11 protein-coding genes and 1 tRNA gene are annotated in these 14,133 nt (G+C 69.7%); 4 read left to right on the forward strand and 8 right to left on the reverse strand.

Translation table 11 applies throughout. From position 1 onward, the window contains the following. Positions 1-74: transfer RNA gene (locus QZ607_RS13230), tRNA-Pro, on the reverse strand. Between the two features lie 397 nt (positions 75-471). Between QZ607_RS13230 and folD the strand changes: the two genes are divergently transcribed. Further along, complete coding sequence (gene folD / locus QZ607_RS13235) at positions 472-1,338, forward strand: bifunctional methylenetetrahydrofolate dehydrogenase/methenyltetrahydrofolate cyclohydrolase FolD (RefSeq protein WP_295883382.1); 867 nt, start codon at positions 472-474, stop codon at positions 1,336-1,338. A gap of 13 nt (positions 1,339-1,351) precedes the next feature. Here the strand turns inward: folD and QZ607_RS13240 are convergent, their stop codons facing one another. Next, positions 1,352-2,323: a GDSL-type esterase/lipase family protein gene (locus QZ607_RS13240; RefSeq protein WP_295883385.1), complete on the reverse strand. Its 972-nt coding sequence runs from the start codon at positions 2,321-2,323 to the stop codon at positions 1,352-1,354. Positions 2,324-2,496: 173 nt separating this feature from the next. After that, positions 2,497-3,882 carry a cysteine--tRNA ligase gene (cysS, locus tag QZ607_RS13245; protein ID WP_295883386.1) on the reverse strand — a complete coding sequence of 462 codons (1,386 nt, stop codon included), beginning with the start codon at positions 3,880-3,882 and terminating at the stop codon, positions 2,497-2,499. A gap of 274 nt (positions 3,883-4,156) precedes the next feature. Between cysS and QZ607_RS13250 the strand changes: the two genes are divergently transcribed. Together QZ607_RS13250 and QZ607_RS13255 are read left to right on the forward strand one after the other, a co-directional pair. Further along, positions 4,157-4,648, forward strand: a complete 492-nt coding sequence (locus QZ607_RS13250; RefSeq protein WP_295883388.1) for a peptidylprolyl isomerase — start codon at positions 4,157-4,159, stop codon at positions 4,646-4,648. A 45-nt stretch (positions 4,649-4,693) separates the two neighbouring features. Then, positions 4,694-5,527 (forward strand): UDP-2,3-diacylglucosamine diphosphatase, encoded by an 834-nt coding sequence (locus tag QZ607_RS13255; protein ID WP_295883390.1) that lies wholly within the window; start codon positions 4,694-4,696, stop codon positions 5,525-5,527. Between the two features lie 29 nt (positions 5,528-5,556). Here the strand turns inward: QZ607_RS13255 and QZ607_RS13260 are convergent, their stop codons facing one another. Beyond that, a complete protein-coding gene (locus QZ607_RS13260; protein WP_295883391.1) occupies positions 5,557-6,363 on the reverse strand; it encodes a ferritin-like domain-containing protein in 807 nt (268 codons plus the stop codon). Between the two features lie 184 nt (positions 6,364-6,547). Here QZ607_RS13260 and QZ607_RS13265 point away from each other — a divergent pair, with 184 nt between their 5' ends. Next, positions 6,548-6,817: a hypothetical protein gene (locus tag QZ607_RS13265; RefSeq protein ID WP_295883393.1), complete on the forward strand. Its 270-nt coding sequence runs from the start codon at positions 6,548-6,550 to the stop codon at positions 6,815-6,817. Positions 6,818-6,894: 77 nt separating this feature from the next. Here the strand turns inward: QZ607_RS13265 and QZ607_RS13270 are convergent, their stop codons facing one another. From QZ607_RS13270 to mrcB, 4 genes are all read right to left on the reverse strand, one after another. Further along, positions 6,895-7,857: a hypothetical protein gene (locus tag QZ607_RS13270; protein WP_295883395.1), complete on the reverse strand. Its 963-nt coding sequence runs from the start codon at positions 7,855-7,857 to the stop codon at positions 6,895-6,897. A 542-nt stretch (positions 7,858-8,399) separates the two neighbouring features. Next, the gene (locus QZ607_RS13275) at positions 8,400-10,328 is read right to left on the reverse strand and encodes an ATP-dependent DNA helicase (protein ID WP_295883396.1); all 1,929 of its coding nucleotides are present in this window, start codon (positions 10,326-10,328) and stop codon (positions 8,400-8,402) included. 23 nt (positions 10,329-10,351) lie between these two features. Further along, the gene (locus QZ607_RS13280; protein WP_295883398.1) at positions 10,352-11,425 is read right to left on the reverse strand and encodes a tetratricopeptide repeat protein; all 1,074 of its coding nucleotides are present in this window, start codon (positions 11,423-11,425) and stop codon (positions 10,352-10,354) included. A gap of 177 nt (positions 11,426-11,602) precedes the next feature. Then, complete coding sequence (gene mrcB, locus QZ607_RS13285; RefSeq protein ID WP_295883400.1) at positions 11,603-14,041, reverse strand: penicillin-binding protein 1B; 2,439 nt, start codon at positions 14,039-14,041, stop codon at positions 11,603-11,605. Between the last annotated feature and the right edge of the window lie 92 nt (positions 14,042-14,133).

The following is a 14,133-nucleotide window of genomic DNA, read 5'->3' on the forward strand; positions in this document are numbered from 1 at the left end:
TCGGGGTAGAGGGATTCGAACCCCCGACATCCTGCTCCCAAAGCAGGCGCGCTACCAGACTGCGCTATACCCCGGTGTCGGCGAGGCGTTGTGTCGCTGCAACCATAAACCGCGCAGGATACGGCCCAAATCTTGCCGCGTCAATGCCCCGATCAAGCCTGCGGCCTTGATCAAGCCCTGAGCACTTTTGGCCGCTGACTGCCCAGTGCAGCGCTGCGGAGAACCCGCGGCCCGGCGATCATGTGCCATCCGCGGACTGCGGTCCGCGTGCCCCTGGGGCCGACTGAAGTCGGCGTACCGAGGGGCGATGGCGCGACTTGGGCAGTGGTGCATCAGGCAGGCCAGCCTGGCCTGGCACAATCGGGGCTGGAAGTCCCGACTCCGGAGGGCGCGCCGGTTGCGGGACGCGCGCAAGGGCCGGATCATGCGCGCATCACGACGCACTCAACGACTTAGGTGAGGATAGAGCTCATGGGCGCAAACATCCTGGACGGCAAGCGCATCGCCGCCGACATCCGTGCGCAGGTCAAGGCAGACGTAGCGTCGCGGAGCGCTCACGGCCTGCGCCCCCCCGGCCTCGCGGTGGTGCTGGTGGGGGAGCATCCGGCCTCGCAGGTGTACGTGCGCAACAAGCGCAAGGCCTGCGCGGAGGTCGGCTTCCACTCGGCGCTGCATGCGCTGCCGGACAGCACCTCGCAGGCGCAGCTGCTGGCACTGGTGGACCAGCTCAACGCCGACGACACCATCGACGGCATCCTGGTGCAGCTGCCGCTGCCGGAACAGATCGACGCCGAGGCGGTCATCGAGCGCATCCTACCCACCAAAGACGTGGACGGCTTCCATCCCTACAACGTGGGCCGCCTCGCGCTGCGCATGCCGCAGCTGCGCCCCTGCACCCCCAAGGGCGTCATGACGCTGCTGGAGCGCACCGGCCAGCAGCTGGAAGGCCTGGATGCCGTGGTGATCGGCCAGTCGAACATCGTCGGGCGGCCCATGGCCCTGGAGCTGCTGGCGGCGCGCTGCACCATCACCGTCTGCCACAGCCGCACCAAGGACCTCGCCGACAAGGCCCGGGCCGCGGATGTGCTGGTGGTGGCCATGGGCCGCGCGCGCCATGTGCCTGGGGACTGGATCAAGCCGGGCGCGCTGGTCATCGACGTCGGCATGAACCGCGATGAGCAGGGCAAGCTGTGCGGTGACGTGGACTTCGCGACGGCCGTGGAGCGCGCCGGCTGGATCACGCCGGTGCCCGGGGGCGTCGGCCCCATGACCATTGCGAGCCTGCTTCAGAATACGCTTCAGGCCAACGCGCTGCGCACCGACAACGCCGGCGGCTGATGCAGCGCCGCCGTCAGCGCAACACAATCTGCGGGTGGAGGGCTGCGGTCAGCTCACGGATGCGGGCATCGAAGCGCGCGGCGACAGCGGCATAACCCTCGCTGGTGGGATGCATGGGATCGTGCCAGTGATCGGGCGCAAGGCAGTCCCGGCAGTTGACATGGTGGACGTGGTCGAAGCCGTCGGCGAGATCAGCCAGTGCGTCGTTATAGCGGTCCATGATGGCCACCATGATCTGCACCTGGAGCTGCGGGTCGTGAATGCCCCGGGAGCGCAGCGGCTCGCCGAGCCACAGGTCCTCGTCGTGACCCGGGATTGGGGCATCGTAGCCGTGCAGTAGGATCTGCACCCCGGGATGTCGGGCATCGATCTCGACGAAGAGCGCCCGGTACTGTCCAACCAGGTCATCGATGAACGCCTCGAATGCCGGCGTATCGGCATAGGCCTGGGGTGCACGGTCCGCGGCGAAGGGCGCCACGAGCCGGGCCAGACCGCGATTGCCCACCATGTCGTTGCCGCCGCCGCTGATCAGGAAGAAATGCGGCTGCTCCTGCGCCAGCGGCTCAAAAATGTCCTGCTCCTTCTCCGCGATGATGTTGGCCAGCGTGTCGCCCGCACGCCCCCGGCTCAGCACCGCATAGGACTCGGACAAGTGGTCGATGACGTCCCTGAGCTGGAAGGGGTACTGGAACCAGGAGTCGCCCTCGGAGACGATGCGGATGCCGTCGTAGCCCGCCCTCATGCGCTCGCGATAGCACCGCTCCCGGTAGCGGCGGGAATAGGAGTTCAGCAGATCGAGCAGCGCATCGCCGTGCCGGTCCATGAAGCTCGCGTCTTCCGCGAGGGGCTCCACCAGCGGGTCCATGAACTCCCGACGATGCACCAGGCGCGCGAATCGCATCAGGTCGTCGGGCGCGAAGAGCGCCTCGCGCAGCATGCCGAGGAATTCCTCGGTGTGGATGGGTGGCAGGTCGATGCGGGCCATGTTGATGCCTGAGCAAGGGTTCAGAAAGGACGGGAGCACTGTGGGGCGAAGCCGGCTCGAACCTTGGGCGAAGCCCATCGGCGGTTTTGGCCTGTGGTGGATACGCCTCGCTGATCCACCCTACCTTGGCCGGCGGCCTTGGTTTGTATAGATCCCGTGCGGATGCCGGGTCTTCAGCCCCGCCGCCAGGTGGTCCCGCCGGCACCGTCCTCCAGCACGATGCCGGCGGCCTGGAGCTCGTCGCGGATGCGGTCCGCCTCGGCGAAGTCCTTGGCATTGCGTGCGGCGGTACGCCGGGCGATGAGGTCGTCGATGGCGGCGTCGGACAAGCCGTCGGCGCCGGCGCCGGCCTTGAGGTAGGCGTCCGGGTCCTGCCCCAGCAGTCCCAAGTCCTCGCCGAGCAGGCGCAGCTCCGCCGCCAGACCCGCCGCGGCGGCGGTGTCTTCGGCGCGTACGCGGTTGATCTCGCGGGCCAGATCGAAGAGCACCGCCAGCGCCTCGGGGGTGTTGAAGTCGTCGTTCATGGCGGCGTCGAAGCGCTCGCGATAGTCCGCGCCGCCGGCCGCTGCCGCATCCGCCGGCAGCCCGCGCAGGGCCGTGTAGAGCCGGGTCAGTGCGGCGCGGGCGCCGTCGAGCTGGCTGTCGTCATAGTTGAGGGGGCTGCGATAGTGGCTGCCGAGGATGAAGCAACGGACTTCTTCCGGCTGGTAGCGCTCCAGGATCTCGCGCACGGTGAAGAAGTTGCCCAGGGATTTGGACATCTTCTCGTCGTTGATGCGCACGAAACCGTTGTGCATCCAGACATTGACGAAGGGCTCGCCGGTGGCACCCTCGCTCTGGGCGATCTCGTTCTCGTGGTGCGGAAACATCAGGTCCGCACCACCGCCGTGGATGTCGAAGTGGTTGCCGAGGCAACCCGTGGACATGGCCGAGCATTCGATGTGCCAGCCCGGTCGGCCCGGCCCCCAGGGCGAGTCCCAGGCGGGCTCGCCCGGCTTGGCGCCCTTCCACAGCGCGAAGTCCAGCGGGTCGCGCTTGGCCTCGCCCACCTCCACACGGGCGCCGGCGCGCAGATCCTGCGGGTCCTTGCCCGAGAGCCTGCCGTAGCCAGGAAAGCTCGACACCGCATAGTAGACATCGCCGTTGGCCGCCGCATAGGCGTGGCCCTTGTCGAGCAGGTGCTGGATCATGGCCTGCATCTCGGCCATGTGCCCGGTGGCCCGCGGCTCCAGGTCCGGGCGCAGCACGCCGAGGCGGTCGGCATCCTCGTGCATGGCGGCGATGAAGCGCTCAGTGAGCGCCGACATGGGCTCGCCGTTCTCGTCCGCACGACGGATGATCTTGTCGTCGACGTCCGTGATGTTGCGGACATAGGTGACGGCGTAGCCGAGGCGCTTCAGGTGCCGATAGACCACATCGAACACCACCAGGACCCGCGCATGCCCGAGATGGCAGAGGTCGTAGACCGTCATGCCGCAGACGTACATGCGCACCCGGCCGGGCGTAAGGGGCTGGAACGGCTCTTTGCGGCGGGTGAGGCTGTTGTGGATCTGGAGCATGGGGCAGCGACGCCCTCCTCTGCGTGGCTGGTTGCGATGGCCCCCGGGGACGGCGACACGGCCCACGGTGACGGGTCAGGATGGTAGCAAAGGGCATACCAGTCGAGAAACGTCAATGCCGTGTCGGGGTTTTGCCGGCGCGGCGAAACCCTTAGCATGGGACGCAGCCGCGGAGCGCGGCCGACGGCGCCGCCGGCTGCGCACCCCCACGCGGGCAAGCTCCGCCCGCGACCGACAGCTTACCCACACAGACCCATCGGCAGAGGACCCCTCCATGATCAAGCTCACCACCAACCACGGCGACATCCACATCGAGCTGGACCACGCCAACGCCCCGGTCACCGCGGCCAACTTCGAGCAGTACGTGCGCGACGGCCACTACGACAACACGCTCTTCCACCGGGTCATCGACGGCTTCATGATCCAGGGTGGCGGCATGAACGCAGACTTCGTGCAGAAGCCGACGCGGGCGCCCATCGAGAACGAGGCGAAGAACGGCCTCAAGAACGTCACCGGCAGCATCGCCATGGCCCGCACCAACGACCCGCACTCCGCCTCGGCGCAGTTCTTCATCAACGTCTCCGACAATGCCTTTCTCGACTATCCGGGCCAGGACGGCTGGGGCTACTGCGTCTTCGGCAAGGTGGTCGATGGGATGGATGTCGTCAACAGCATCAAGTCCATCAAGACCGGCTCGCGCAAGGGCCATCAGGATGTGCCCATGGAGGACGTGGTCATCGAGAAGGCCGAAGTCGTCGAGGGCTGATGCGGCAACCGGGCACTGACAGGAACGCGTTCGGTCCCCTGCGGCATGGACCGGCGAGGCCCGGAGGTGCCACCCAGGGCACATGCCCCCGAGCCCTGCCCGCCGGCGGCCGACGATGCGTCACCGCGGGCCTCGGAGCGGCTGTTCATCTCCGATCTGCACCTATCCCCCGAGCAGCCGCAGCTCACTGCGCTCTTTCTGGATTGGCTGCGGACGCGCGCGGCAGGCGCCGCCGCCGTCTACATCCTGGGGGACCTCTTCGATGCCTGGATCGGTGACGACGACGATACCTACGCCGACATCGAGACCGGCCTCGCCGCCCTCACCGCCGCGGGCACCCCCTGTTTCGTGATGCACGGCAATCGCGACTTCCTGCTCGGGCGCCGCTTCGCGCGCCGCACCGGGTGTACGCTGCTGCGCGACCCGGCGCGCATCAGTCTCGACGGCGAGCCCGTGCTGCTCATGCACGGCGACCTGCTGTGCACCGATGACGTCGCCTATCAGCGCTTCCGCCGGCGCGTGCGAAACCCGCTGGTGCAATGGCTGTTCCTGCGCCAGCCGCTCCACAAGCGCCGCGGCATTGCCGCGGGCTACCGACGCCGCAGCGCAGCCGCCATGGCGGCAAAGTCCGACGCCATCATGGATGTCAACGCCGAGGCCGTGCGCCGGCGCATGCAGCGGCATGGCGTGCGGCGGCTCATCCACGGCCACACGCACAGGCCGGCCGACCATCGGCTCGATCTCGACGGTGCGCCGGTGCTGCGGCACGTGTTGGCGGACTGGTCGCCCCAGGGCGGCGAAGCGCTGGTGGCCGCGGGCGGCGGGATTGCGCGCGAGGCGGTGCGCCCTGGCGCTGTCACGCCCAAGCCGGGGGGCTGAGCTGGCGGGCTGACGGTGTGCGCACGCCGTCAGCCGCAAAGCGCCTCCAGGCGCTCGAGCTCCGCCTCGTCGAACCCCGCCGCCAGCCGGGCCGGGCGGTTCAGTGGGCAGCGGATGCGGCTGCCCATGCGCTCCGCCAGCAGTCGGAAGTAGGTCTCCCGCGGCGGCAGCGCCCGTTGTGTGCACAACCATCGAAACCAACGGCTGCCGATGGCGACATGGGCAACTTCTTCGCGCAGGATGACCTCCAGACATGCGGCCGTCTCCGCGTCGCCGGCGGCTTGCAGTCGCCGGATCATGGCCGGCGTGACATCGAGCCCGCGCGCCTCCAGCACCCGCGGCACCAGCGCCATGCGCGCCAGCACGTCATCGGCCGTGGCGGCCGCCATCTGCCAGAGCCCGTCATGGGCTGGAAAATCCCCGTAGTCATGGCCGAGCGCATGCAATCGCTCGCGCAGCAGCGTGAAATGGCGTGCCTCGTCGTCCGCCACGCGCGCCCAGTCCGCGGCAAAGTCCTCCGGCATGTCCGCGAAGCGCTGCACCGCGTCCCAGGCGAGGTTGATGGCGTTGAATTCGATGTGGGCCACCGCGTGCACCAGTGCAGCACGCCCATCCGGGCGGTCCAGCCCGCGCTGATGCAGATCCCGGGGCGGCACCAGCACCGGACGGGGGGGCCGCCCCGGGTCTGCCGCGGGTGACCAGTCGTTATCCGGCGCCCGGCGCAGCTCGCCGCGCCGGATGCGGGCGGCTGTCGCCCGGGTCAAAGCTGCCTTGGTGTCGGGATCGCCTTCGCGCAGACACCCGGCCGCGGCGGCGAGCAGCTCGCAACCGCTCATGGCAGAAGACCCCGAGCCGGTTGCCTCTGACGCATACACCAGGCACACCCCGAGCGCATTGCCGCGCGCTGCGCACTGTCTGGGCGCAGCCCCCATCGCGCCAAGCGTCGCATTGCGCTAATCTTCATTGGTAATCGATAGAGCACTGAAATTGCGCCGTCGCCGGCGGCCGGAGGACAGTCCGATGAAGCTTTGCCCGAAGTGTGCCGCCTCGCCCCTGCCCTTCGTGATGATCATCGTCATCGCGGGCGTCATCGGATTCATCACATGGCTGACGCTGGGCTTGTCGGAATGGGACCCCTGGCCGCGTTTCGGCGTCGCCGCCGTCAGCACCCTCGCCGTCGCCGCAACCCTCTGGCACTACGTGCTGACCTGCATGCGCCGCCATTGCCGCCACCACGACGGCATCCGGCGCATGACGACGAGCTCACACCAGATCTCACAAACCGGCTGAAGCAGTGCGCGGCATCGCACAGCAAGTGCCGCGCAGTAAGCGCCGGCGCCGCAGTCGGCGCCGGAGCACCCCAGGTATCAGCCGGAGCGGCGGGCTGAGGTATCTGCGCCCGACGCCGCTGCGGCGCGCGCAGACGCCGACTCCCGCCCCGCCTTAGCCCCGCGGCGCTGCTGCGCGATATAGGCGACACAGGCGTCGGCCGGCCGCAGCACCCAGCCGCGGAAGGATGCCGTGAGCTTACCGCGCAGCAAATCCGGCGGGAGATCCTGCGTGACCACGACGCGGATCACATCCTGGCGGCCCAGGGCCTTTTCGGGCTCGACCAGGCTGCTTTCGGCAGCCCAGCGCTTGAGCAGGTGGAAATAGCCGCTCGAGGTGCTGCTGCGGTGGGTGAGGCCGTCCACCAGCCCCAAGAGCAGCAGGCGCTTGTATTCGATGGCGGGGTCGAGCTCGTCGTCGAACACCGCCACCGTGAAGGCCGAGTCGAGCGGAACCGATCCGCGCACCACCAGATAGACGAAGAGGTCGTGCAGGTCTTGCCAGGCATGGGTCGGCCAGGGGCGATCCCAGTCCACGGCATACCGCAGCTGCCGCCCGAAGAAGCGGAACACCTGCTGGAGCAGCCAGGTGCGCTGTCCGTCGTCCTCCACCAACCGGCTGCCCTGCGCGCGGTCGTAGTCGTGCAGCGCCCGACGAAGATTGGCGATCATCAAATGCAGCAGCCGCTGCTCCAGGGTCATGCCGCCATCGGCGGCCCGCAGCGCGGTGCGTGAGCCGGGCGTGGGCTTCGGCAGGCTCGCGGCGGCTTTCAGCACGGGCCGCTTCAGGTCCTGCATGGCCTCGACCCGCTCCTCGGCGTCCATCTTGGCAGCGCGCAGCCGGTCCAGCTCCAGCAAGAGTCCGGGCAGGGCCTCCTTGAGCGGCATCGCCGCCAAGACATCCAGACGCTCGGCGACCGCCGCCGCTGACACCAAAGGTGCGACCGCGGCCTCACTGCTGCGCCGCCGGTGGCGCTTGTCCGCTGTCGATTCTTTCTGCATTGCCATTCTCTGACAGGCCCAGCGCATCGGCGATTCGGCCGGCAGGACCGCGCCGGTCCCTGCAAGGTCGAAGCATGCCGTGAGGACGCGCGCGCATCACGGAGGGCGCAGACAGCCAAGCAAAGCCAAGCCAACCCGACCGCAACGCCCTGCCGGCGGCGACTCGATCACCGATCCGGCACCACCTCAGCTGCGCATCAGACGCCCCTTCCCTGATGAGGGTCCGATTGGTGCAGCGTGACACGCCGCATTGGCCGGCATCCAGGCCAGCCTCGACCGGACACGCATGACGCGGCCCATCCGGACCCATCCGGACCCATCCGACAAGGCCGCAGCAAGGTCGCAGCGCTGGCCTCCGGACCGCCACCTGCGCCGGGCTCACGGCTCCCGTCCTTAAGATTCATCCCTCTTTTGCAGGCCAACTATAGACGAAATGACAATTCCAGGCTGCTGACTGGCGCACAGGGCGGCGGGGCCTCAACCCGGCCCTGGTCATTCCTCCGGCAGGATTTCACGGACACCAGCGCCAGCCAAGGGCCCAGTCAATCCTCCGCCCCGCCGAAAAACGCCGTCAACACATTGAAGTCCGATGTGCGGGGCATTGCGGGCAGGCTCTCCAAGAAGACGCGCCCGTAACCGCGGGCACGCAGTCGCGGATCGCACAGAACCAGCACACCGCGATCACGCGCATCGCGGATCAACCGGCCCGCGCCCTGCTTCAGCGCGATCACCGCCTGGGGCAGCTGGAGCTCCCGAAAGGGGTTGCCGCCCTGGCGCTTCAGCGCATCGATACGCCCCTGCAGCAGCGGGTCGCCCGGCGAGGCGAAGGGCAGCCGGTCGATGATCACACAGGACAGCGCCTCACCGCGCACGTCCACGCCCTCCCAAAAGCTTTGCGTCCCGAGCAGCACCGCGTCGCCGAGGCGGCGAAACCGCTCGATGAGCTCCGCCCTCGGCGCCGACCCCTGCACGAGGAGCGGATACGCGAGCCGCCCCTGAAACGCTGCCGCCGCCAGGCGCAGGGCGCGATGACTGGTGAAAAGACAAAATGCACGTCCGCGGCTTGCACCGATGACGCGCAGGGCGACCTCGGCCACCCCTGTGTCGTAGTCCGCAGCCCACGGCTCCGGCAGGTCCGGCGGCGTGAAGAGCAGCGCCTGCCGCGCGTAGTCGAAGGGACTGTCCCAGCGCGCCGTCGCCGCCTCCTCGGCGCCCACCTGCGCGGCAAAATGCGCAAAGGAGGCACCCACGGCCAGGGTGGCCGACGTGAAGACCCAGGCCGCAGGCTGCCGGGCCTGGCAGCTGCGAAACATGCCCGCCACGTCCAGGGGCGTCTGATGGAGCCGAAAGCCCTGTCCACGCAGCTCCAGCCAGCGCACCCGGCGGCCATCGTCGGCATCCAGCAACGCATCCAGGCGCTGCTGCAGGCCAGCGGCCCGCATGCGGCATTGGTCAAGCTCCCGGGACCCGCGATCCAGCGCCGCGAGTGTCGCGTCCAGGTCTGCGAGCAGCGTCGTCAGGTCACCCAGCGCCTCTGCGACGCCCGCCATGCCGTCCACCTCGTGCCAGGCAGCGCGGCGATCGCCTCCACCGAGGCCCTGGCGCAGCCGCGGCACCAGCTCCCCCAGCGCCGTCGCGAGCTGCCGCACCTGGGGCGCATCAGCGGCGTCGGTCTGCTGGGCGGCGGCAAGGTCCCGGGCCAGATCCAACAACTGCCGGCTGCTGATGGAACTGCCGAAGAACTGTGCCGCGACATCCGGCAGCTGGTGGGCCTCGTCGACGATGACGGCATCCGCGCCCGGCAACACCTCGCCGAAGCCCTCCTCGCGCAGCACCATGTCCGCACAGAGCAGGTGATGGTTGATCACCACCAGGTCGGCCGCCTGCGCCCGGCGCCGCGCCTCCACCAGGTGGCACGTCTGCCACTGCGGGCAATCCTGCCCCAGGCAGTTATCGGTGGTGGAGGTGACGGTGGGCCAAACGGCCGCGTCTTCGGCAATGGGCAGTTCGGCGATGTCCCCGGTGCGGGTCTCCGCGGCCCAGTCCCGCACGGCGCCGAGGTCGCGGCGGACATCCGGACGCAACGCCGCGGGATCCTCCACCGCGCGCTGGAGCCGGTGCCGGCACAGATAATTGCTCCGCCCCTTGAGCAGCGCCACCTGCACCGGCAGCCCCAGGGCGCGCCGCAGCGCGGGAATGTCCCGATGATAGAGCTGATCCTGAAGGTTGCGGGTGCCGGTGCTGATGATGACCTTGCGGGCGCAGAGCAGTGCCGGCACCAGGTAGGCGTAGGTCTTGCCGGTGCCGGTGCCCGCCTCGCAGATCAGGTGCTCGCCGGCGGCGAGCGCGGCGGCTACCCGCTCGGCCATGGCCTGCTGCTGCTCGCGCCAGGAGAAGCCGGGGACGATCTGGGCCAGGCGACCCTCAGGCCCCAGCACCGCAGCGATCTGCTCCGCGCTCGCCCCGGTCATGCGCCCCAGCCGGCCGCTGCGACTCAGCCGCCGGCGGCCCGGCGCTCCGCTTCCACCGCGCCCTCGATATCGCCGCTTTGCCGCCGGATGGTGGCAATGATGTCCCAGTTGTTCTGCTTCAGCTCCGGCTGCGCCCCGGCAAGGGCGTTGGAGCGCGCCGCGAGGTTACTCGCCTGCGTGCCCTGGCCCTGTTCCAAACGCACGCGGGCGAGCCGGTTCCAGAGATACGCCTGCCGCGGCTCGATGCGCAGCGCACGCTCCAGCGTCGCCGCGGCGCCGGCATAGTCGCCGGTCTGGCGCTGCTGGTCGGCACGGGCGGCGAGGGCCTCCACCGCGGGTGCCATGCCGCTGGGGGCAAGCGCGGAGCGCTGCGGCGCGCTGGCGACGGTCTCAGGTGCCGGCGGCGCCGGCGCGGCAGGCTGCTGCGGAGGCGCCGCACTTGGCTGAGTCGATGCTGCCGGCGGCTGGCTTGATGCTGCCGGCGGCTGGCTTGATGCTGCCGGCGGCTGGTTTGATGCTGCCGGCGGCTGGTTTGCAGCCACCGTGGGCGTGGCAGGCGCTGCCGGCGTCCGGGCGGGTGCCGCCGGCGGCTGGGCGGGTGCTGCCGGCGGCTGGGCAGGCGCTGCCGGCGGCTGCTCAGGCGCTGCCGGCGGTCGGGCAGGCGCCGCAGTCTGTGTGTCCGTGGGTTGGGGCGCGGGCTGGGGCTGCTGACGGGCGGGCCTGCGCGCCGTGGACTCCGGCGGGTCCACGGTGGAGACCCGCGGCACCGGCGGAGCAGGCTCGGCCGGCGGAGTGGGCGCTGCCGCGGCGCGAGGCTGCTGTGCGGCTTGCGCGCCGCCCGCGTCTGCCGGCGGCGCGGGTTGCTCCGCGGGCTGGGGCTTGGGATCCGGCACCTGCTCCGGCGGCGTGTAGGCATAGACCCGGGTCGGCGCAGGCGCCGAGGGCTTGGCCGGCTTGGGCTCCGGCGCCGGCTCGGCGACTTCCGCTGGGGCCGGTGCCGGCCTTTGCGTCGACTCGTACACCGGCGCCGGCGGCTCGGTGCGCTCCTGCATGGCACAGCCGGTCAGCAGCAGCCCAAAAACCAGACCGGGGAGCATCGGCCGAAGTCCCCAAGGATTGCGCGGCCCGTCGCCTGCGCAGCGAACCGCACCCGCCCCGGCGTCGCCGTATGACGCGAGAGCTTCGACACTCAGGGAGCCGCTTCCCCTCGCCCGGCGCCGCACAAGGCGGTGAAGACCTGGAAACGGCGTATCCCGAAGGAGTCTGAACATGGCTCAGTTACCGTAGAAATCGCTGAGGAATGGGCTCACTTCGCGCTGCTGCGTGCGATCTTTGCGCTCCTGGCGCGAGCGCGGCGGAGGAGCAGCCGCGCGTCCGGCGTCCTGCGCCACCACCGGATCGGCCGGCGCCGCAGCACCGGCCCCCGCTTGTGCGGCTACCGCCGGTGCCGACGAACGTCCGCCCCCGCCCCCACAGGCACTGCCCGCGTAGCCGTCAATGTAAGGCACGCGCTGCCCACAAGCACCGGAGGCGACGACGCCATCGGGCGCGCCGGCATCCAATGGCTGGGTGTCCAGGCTCGCCATGATGTCGCCCCACACGCGCAGCGCGCCGGTGGAGCCGCTGAGGCCCATGGGCTTGTTGTCGTCGCGGCCCACCCAGGACACCACGACCTTGTCGCCGCTGAAGCCCGCGAACCAACTGTCACGCATGTCGTTGGTGGTGCCCGTCTTGCCGGCCACGGTGAGGCCGGAGGGCAGACGCTTGTTGAGCCAGGTGGCGGTACCCTGCGTGACCACCCGGCGCATGGCCCACTGGGTCAGATACGCCGCCTCTGCCGGCACCACGGACTCCACCGCGAGCGGATAGCGGTTCAGTGGGCGTCCGGAGGCGTCCAGCACCTCACGGATGGCGCGCAGGGGTGCGCGGAAGCCGCCGGCGGCGATGGTCTGGTACGCCTGGGCCACCTCCACCGGCGGCAGCGACACGGAGCCCAGCAGCATCGCCGGCACGGCGTCGATGTCGCGGACGGCACCGAGGTCTCTGAGGAAGGCAGCGACTTCGCTCACGCCCAAATCGAGCCCGAGGTTCACGGTGGCGAGGTTGTAGGACTTCACCAGCGCACGGTACAGCGGCACGGTGCCGTGCACGCTGTGGTCGTAGTTCTTGGGCCGCCACATCACACCCGCCACGCGCAGATTGACGGGCTTGTCCTGGATCGGCGTCACCAGCGAATAGCGCTGCGGCTGCGACAGGGCCTTCAGGTAGATCACCGGCTTGATGAGCGAGCCGATGGGGCGCACGGCGTCCAGTGCCCGGTTGAAGCCTGCATACTCCGGGTCGCGACCGCCCACCACCGCGAGCACCTCGCCCTGGGCGACGGAGGTCACGACCGCGGCGGTCTCCAGCGTGCCCGCGGGCAGCCGGCGGGTGCGGTCGAGCTTCGGGAGGCGCGCCCTGACGGCCGCCTCCACATGCGCCTGGGTCAGTGGGTCCAGCGTGGTGAAGATGCGCAGCCCCTCGGAGCGCAGGTCTTCCTCGCGATAGTCCCGCCGCAGTTGCCGGCGCACCAGCTGGATGAAGGCCGGATACTCGCCGCTCGGCCGCGCACCGCCCTCCACCACACCCAGCGGTGCCTGCTTGGCCTGCTCCGCCTCCGCCTTGGAGATGATCCGGTGATGGGCCATCAGATCGATGACCAGGTTACGCCGCTCGGTGACGCGCTCCGGCTTGCGGAATGGATTGAGCTCCGACGGCCCCTTCAGGATGCCGACGAGCATCGCCGTCTGCGGGATGTCGAGCTCGTCGATGTCGCGCTTGAAGTAGAAACGGCTGGCAAGGCCGAAGCCGTGGATGGCGCGGTTGCCGTCCTGCCCGAGGTACACCTCGTTGGCATAGGCGGTGAGGATCTCGTCCTTGTCGTAGCGCCGGTCGAGCAGCACGGCCATGTAGGCCTCGTTCAGCTTGCGCTCCAGCGTGCGCTCCTGGGTCAGGTAGAAGTTCTTCACCAGCTGCTGCGTGAGCGTGCTCGCACCCTGCACCGTGCGCCCGGCACGCAGGTTCTCGTAGGCCGCGCGCAGAATGCCTTTGGGGTCGACGCCGTGGTGCTGGTAGAACTTGCGGTCCTCCACGGCGAGGAGCGTCTTCACCAGCCGCGGCGGCAGCTGCTCACGACGCAGCAGCACGCGATCCTCGTTGTGGGTGGGGTAGATGCTGGCGATCAGTGCCGGATCGAGCCGGACCAGGGCGAGCGGCGTCGCGTCGCCACCATCGGCGACGTCCCTGACCATGCCGCCGCTGAGGTCGACACTGAGGTAGCGCTCGGGCTCGTAGCCGTCCCAGTAGCGAAAGGCGCGGGTGCGAATGGCGGCGCGCTCGCCCTGGATGTGATAAGTGCCCGGCCGCGCCAGCTGAGGGTCGTCCCGGTAGCCCAGGCGCCCGAGCTCCCCTTCGAGCTCCGCCACGGACAGCGAGCGCCCGGTATAGATCTCCAGCGGGCGGGCATAGACGCGGGCCGGCAGCGCCCAGCGCTTGCCCTCGAACTTGGCCCGCACAACCTTGTCGAGGTGAATCCCGTAGAGTCCTGCCGCCAGGCCGGCGCCGAGAACGACGAGCACCAGGGCACGCACCGCGAAGCCGACGAAGCCGATCCCTTCCTTCGGCGGCCGGCGCCGGCGCGCGGGTCTTGGATGACGCTTGATCTGCTTGGGCATGGCTTCGTGTCGTCGGGACTGGTGGCCGGGCTGGTGGCTGGACCTGGTTGGGCACAGCGCACCGTCGGGCAGCGGATGGCCGTGACTGCGTT

Origin of the sequence: uncultured Thiohalocapsa sp. (assembly GCF_913063425.1) — a bacterium.
GTDB lineage: Bacteria > Pseudomonadota > Gammaproteobacteria > Chromatiales > Chromatiaceae > Thiohalocapsa.

What these genes read in the sequence shown, in the direction of transcription:
- folD (WP_295883382.1), top strand. Translation starts at nt 472, where the DNA reads ATGGGCGCAAACATCCTGGACGGCAAGCGCATCGCCGCCGACATCCGT.
- QZ607_RS13240 (WP_295883385.1), bottom strand. Translation starts at nt 2,323, where the DNA reads ATGGCCCGCATCGACCTGCCACCCATCCACACCGAGGAATTCCTCGGC.
- cysS (WP_295883386.1), bottom strand. Translation starts at nt 3,882, where the DNA reads ATGCTCCAGATCCACAACAGCCTCACCCGCCGCAAAGAGCCGTTCCAG.
- QZ607_RS13250 (WP_295883388.1), top strand. Translation starts at nt 4,157, where the DNA reads ATGATCAAGCTCACCACCAACCACGGCGACATCCACATCGAGCTGGAC.
- QZ607_RS13255 (WP_295883390.1), top strand. Translation starts at nt 4,694, where the DNA reads ATGGACCGGCGAGGCCCGGAGGTGCCACCCAGGGCACATGCCCCCGAG.
- QZ607_RS13260 (WP_295883391.1), bottom strand. Translation starts at nt 6,363, where the DNA reads ATGAGCGGTTGCGAGCTGCTCGCCGCCGCGGCCGGGTGTCTGCGCGAA.
- QZ607_RS13265 (WP_295883393.1), top strand. Translation starts at nt 6,548, where the DNA reads ATGAAGCTTTGCCCGAAGTGTGCCGCCTCGCCCCTGCCCTTCGTGATG.
- QZ607_RS13270 (WP_295883395.1), bottom strand. Translation starts at nt 7,857, where the DNA reads ATGCAGAAAGAATCGACAGCGGACAAGCGCCACCGGCGGCGCAGCAGT.
- QZ607_RS13275 (WP_295883396.1), bottom strand. Translation starts at nt 10,328, where the DNA reads ATGACCGGGGCGAGCGCGGAGCAGATCGCTGCGGTGCTGGGGCCTGAG.
- QZ607_RS13280 (WP_295883398.1), bottom strand. Translation starts at nt 11,425, where the DNA reads ATGCTCCCCGGTCTGGTTTTTGGGCTGCTGCTGACCGGCTGTGCCATG.
- mrcB (WP_295883400.1), bottom strand. Translation starts at nt 14,041, where the DNA reads ATGCCCAAGCAGATCAAGCGTCATCCAAGACCCGCGCGCCGGCGCCGG.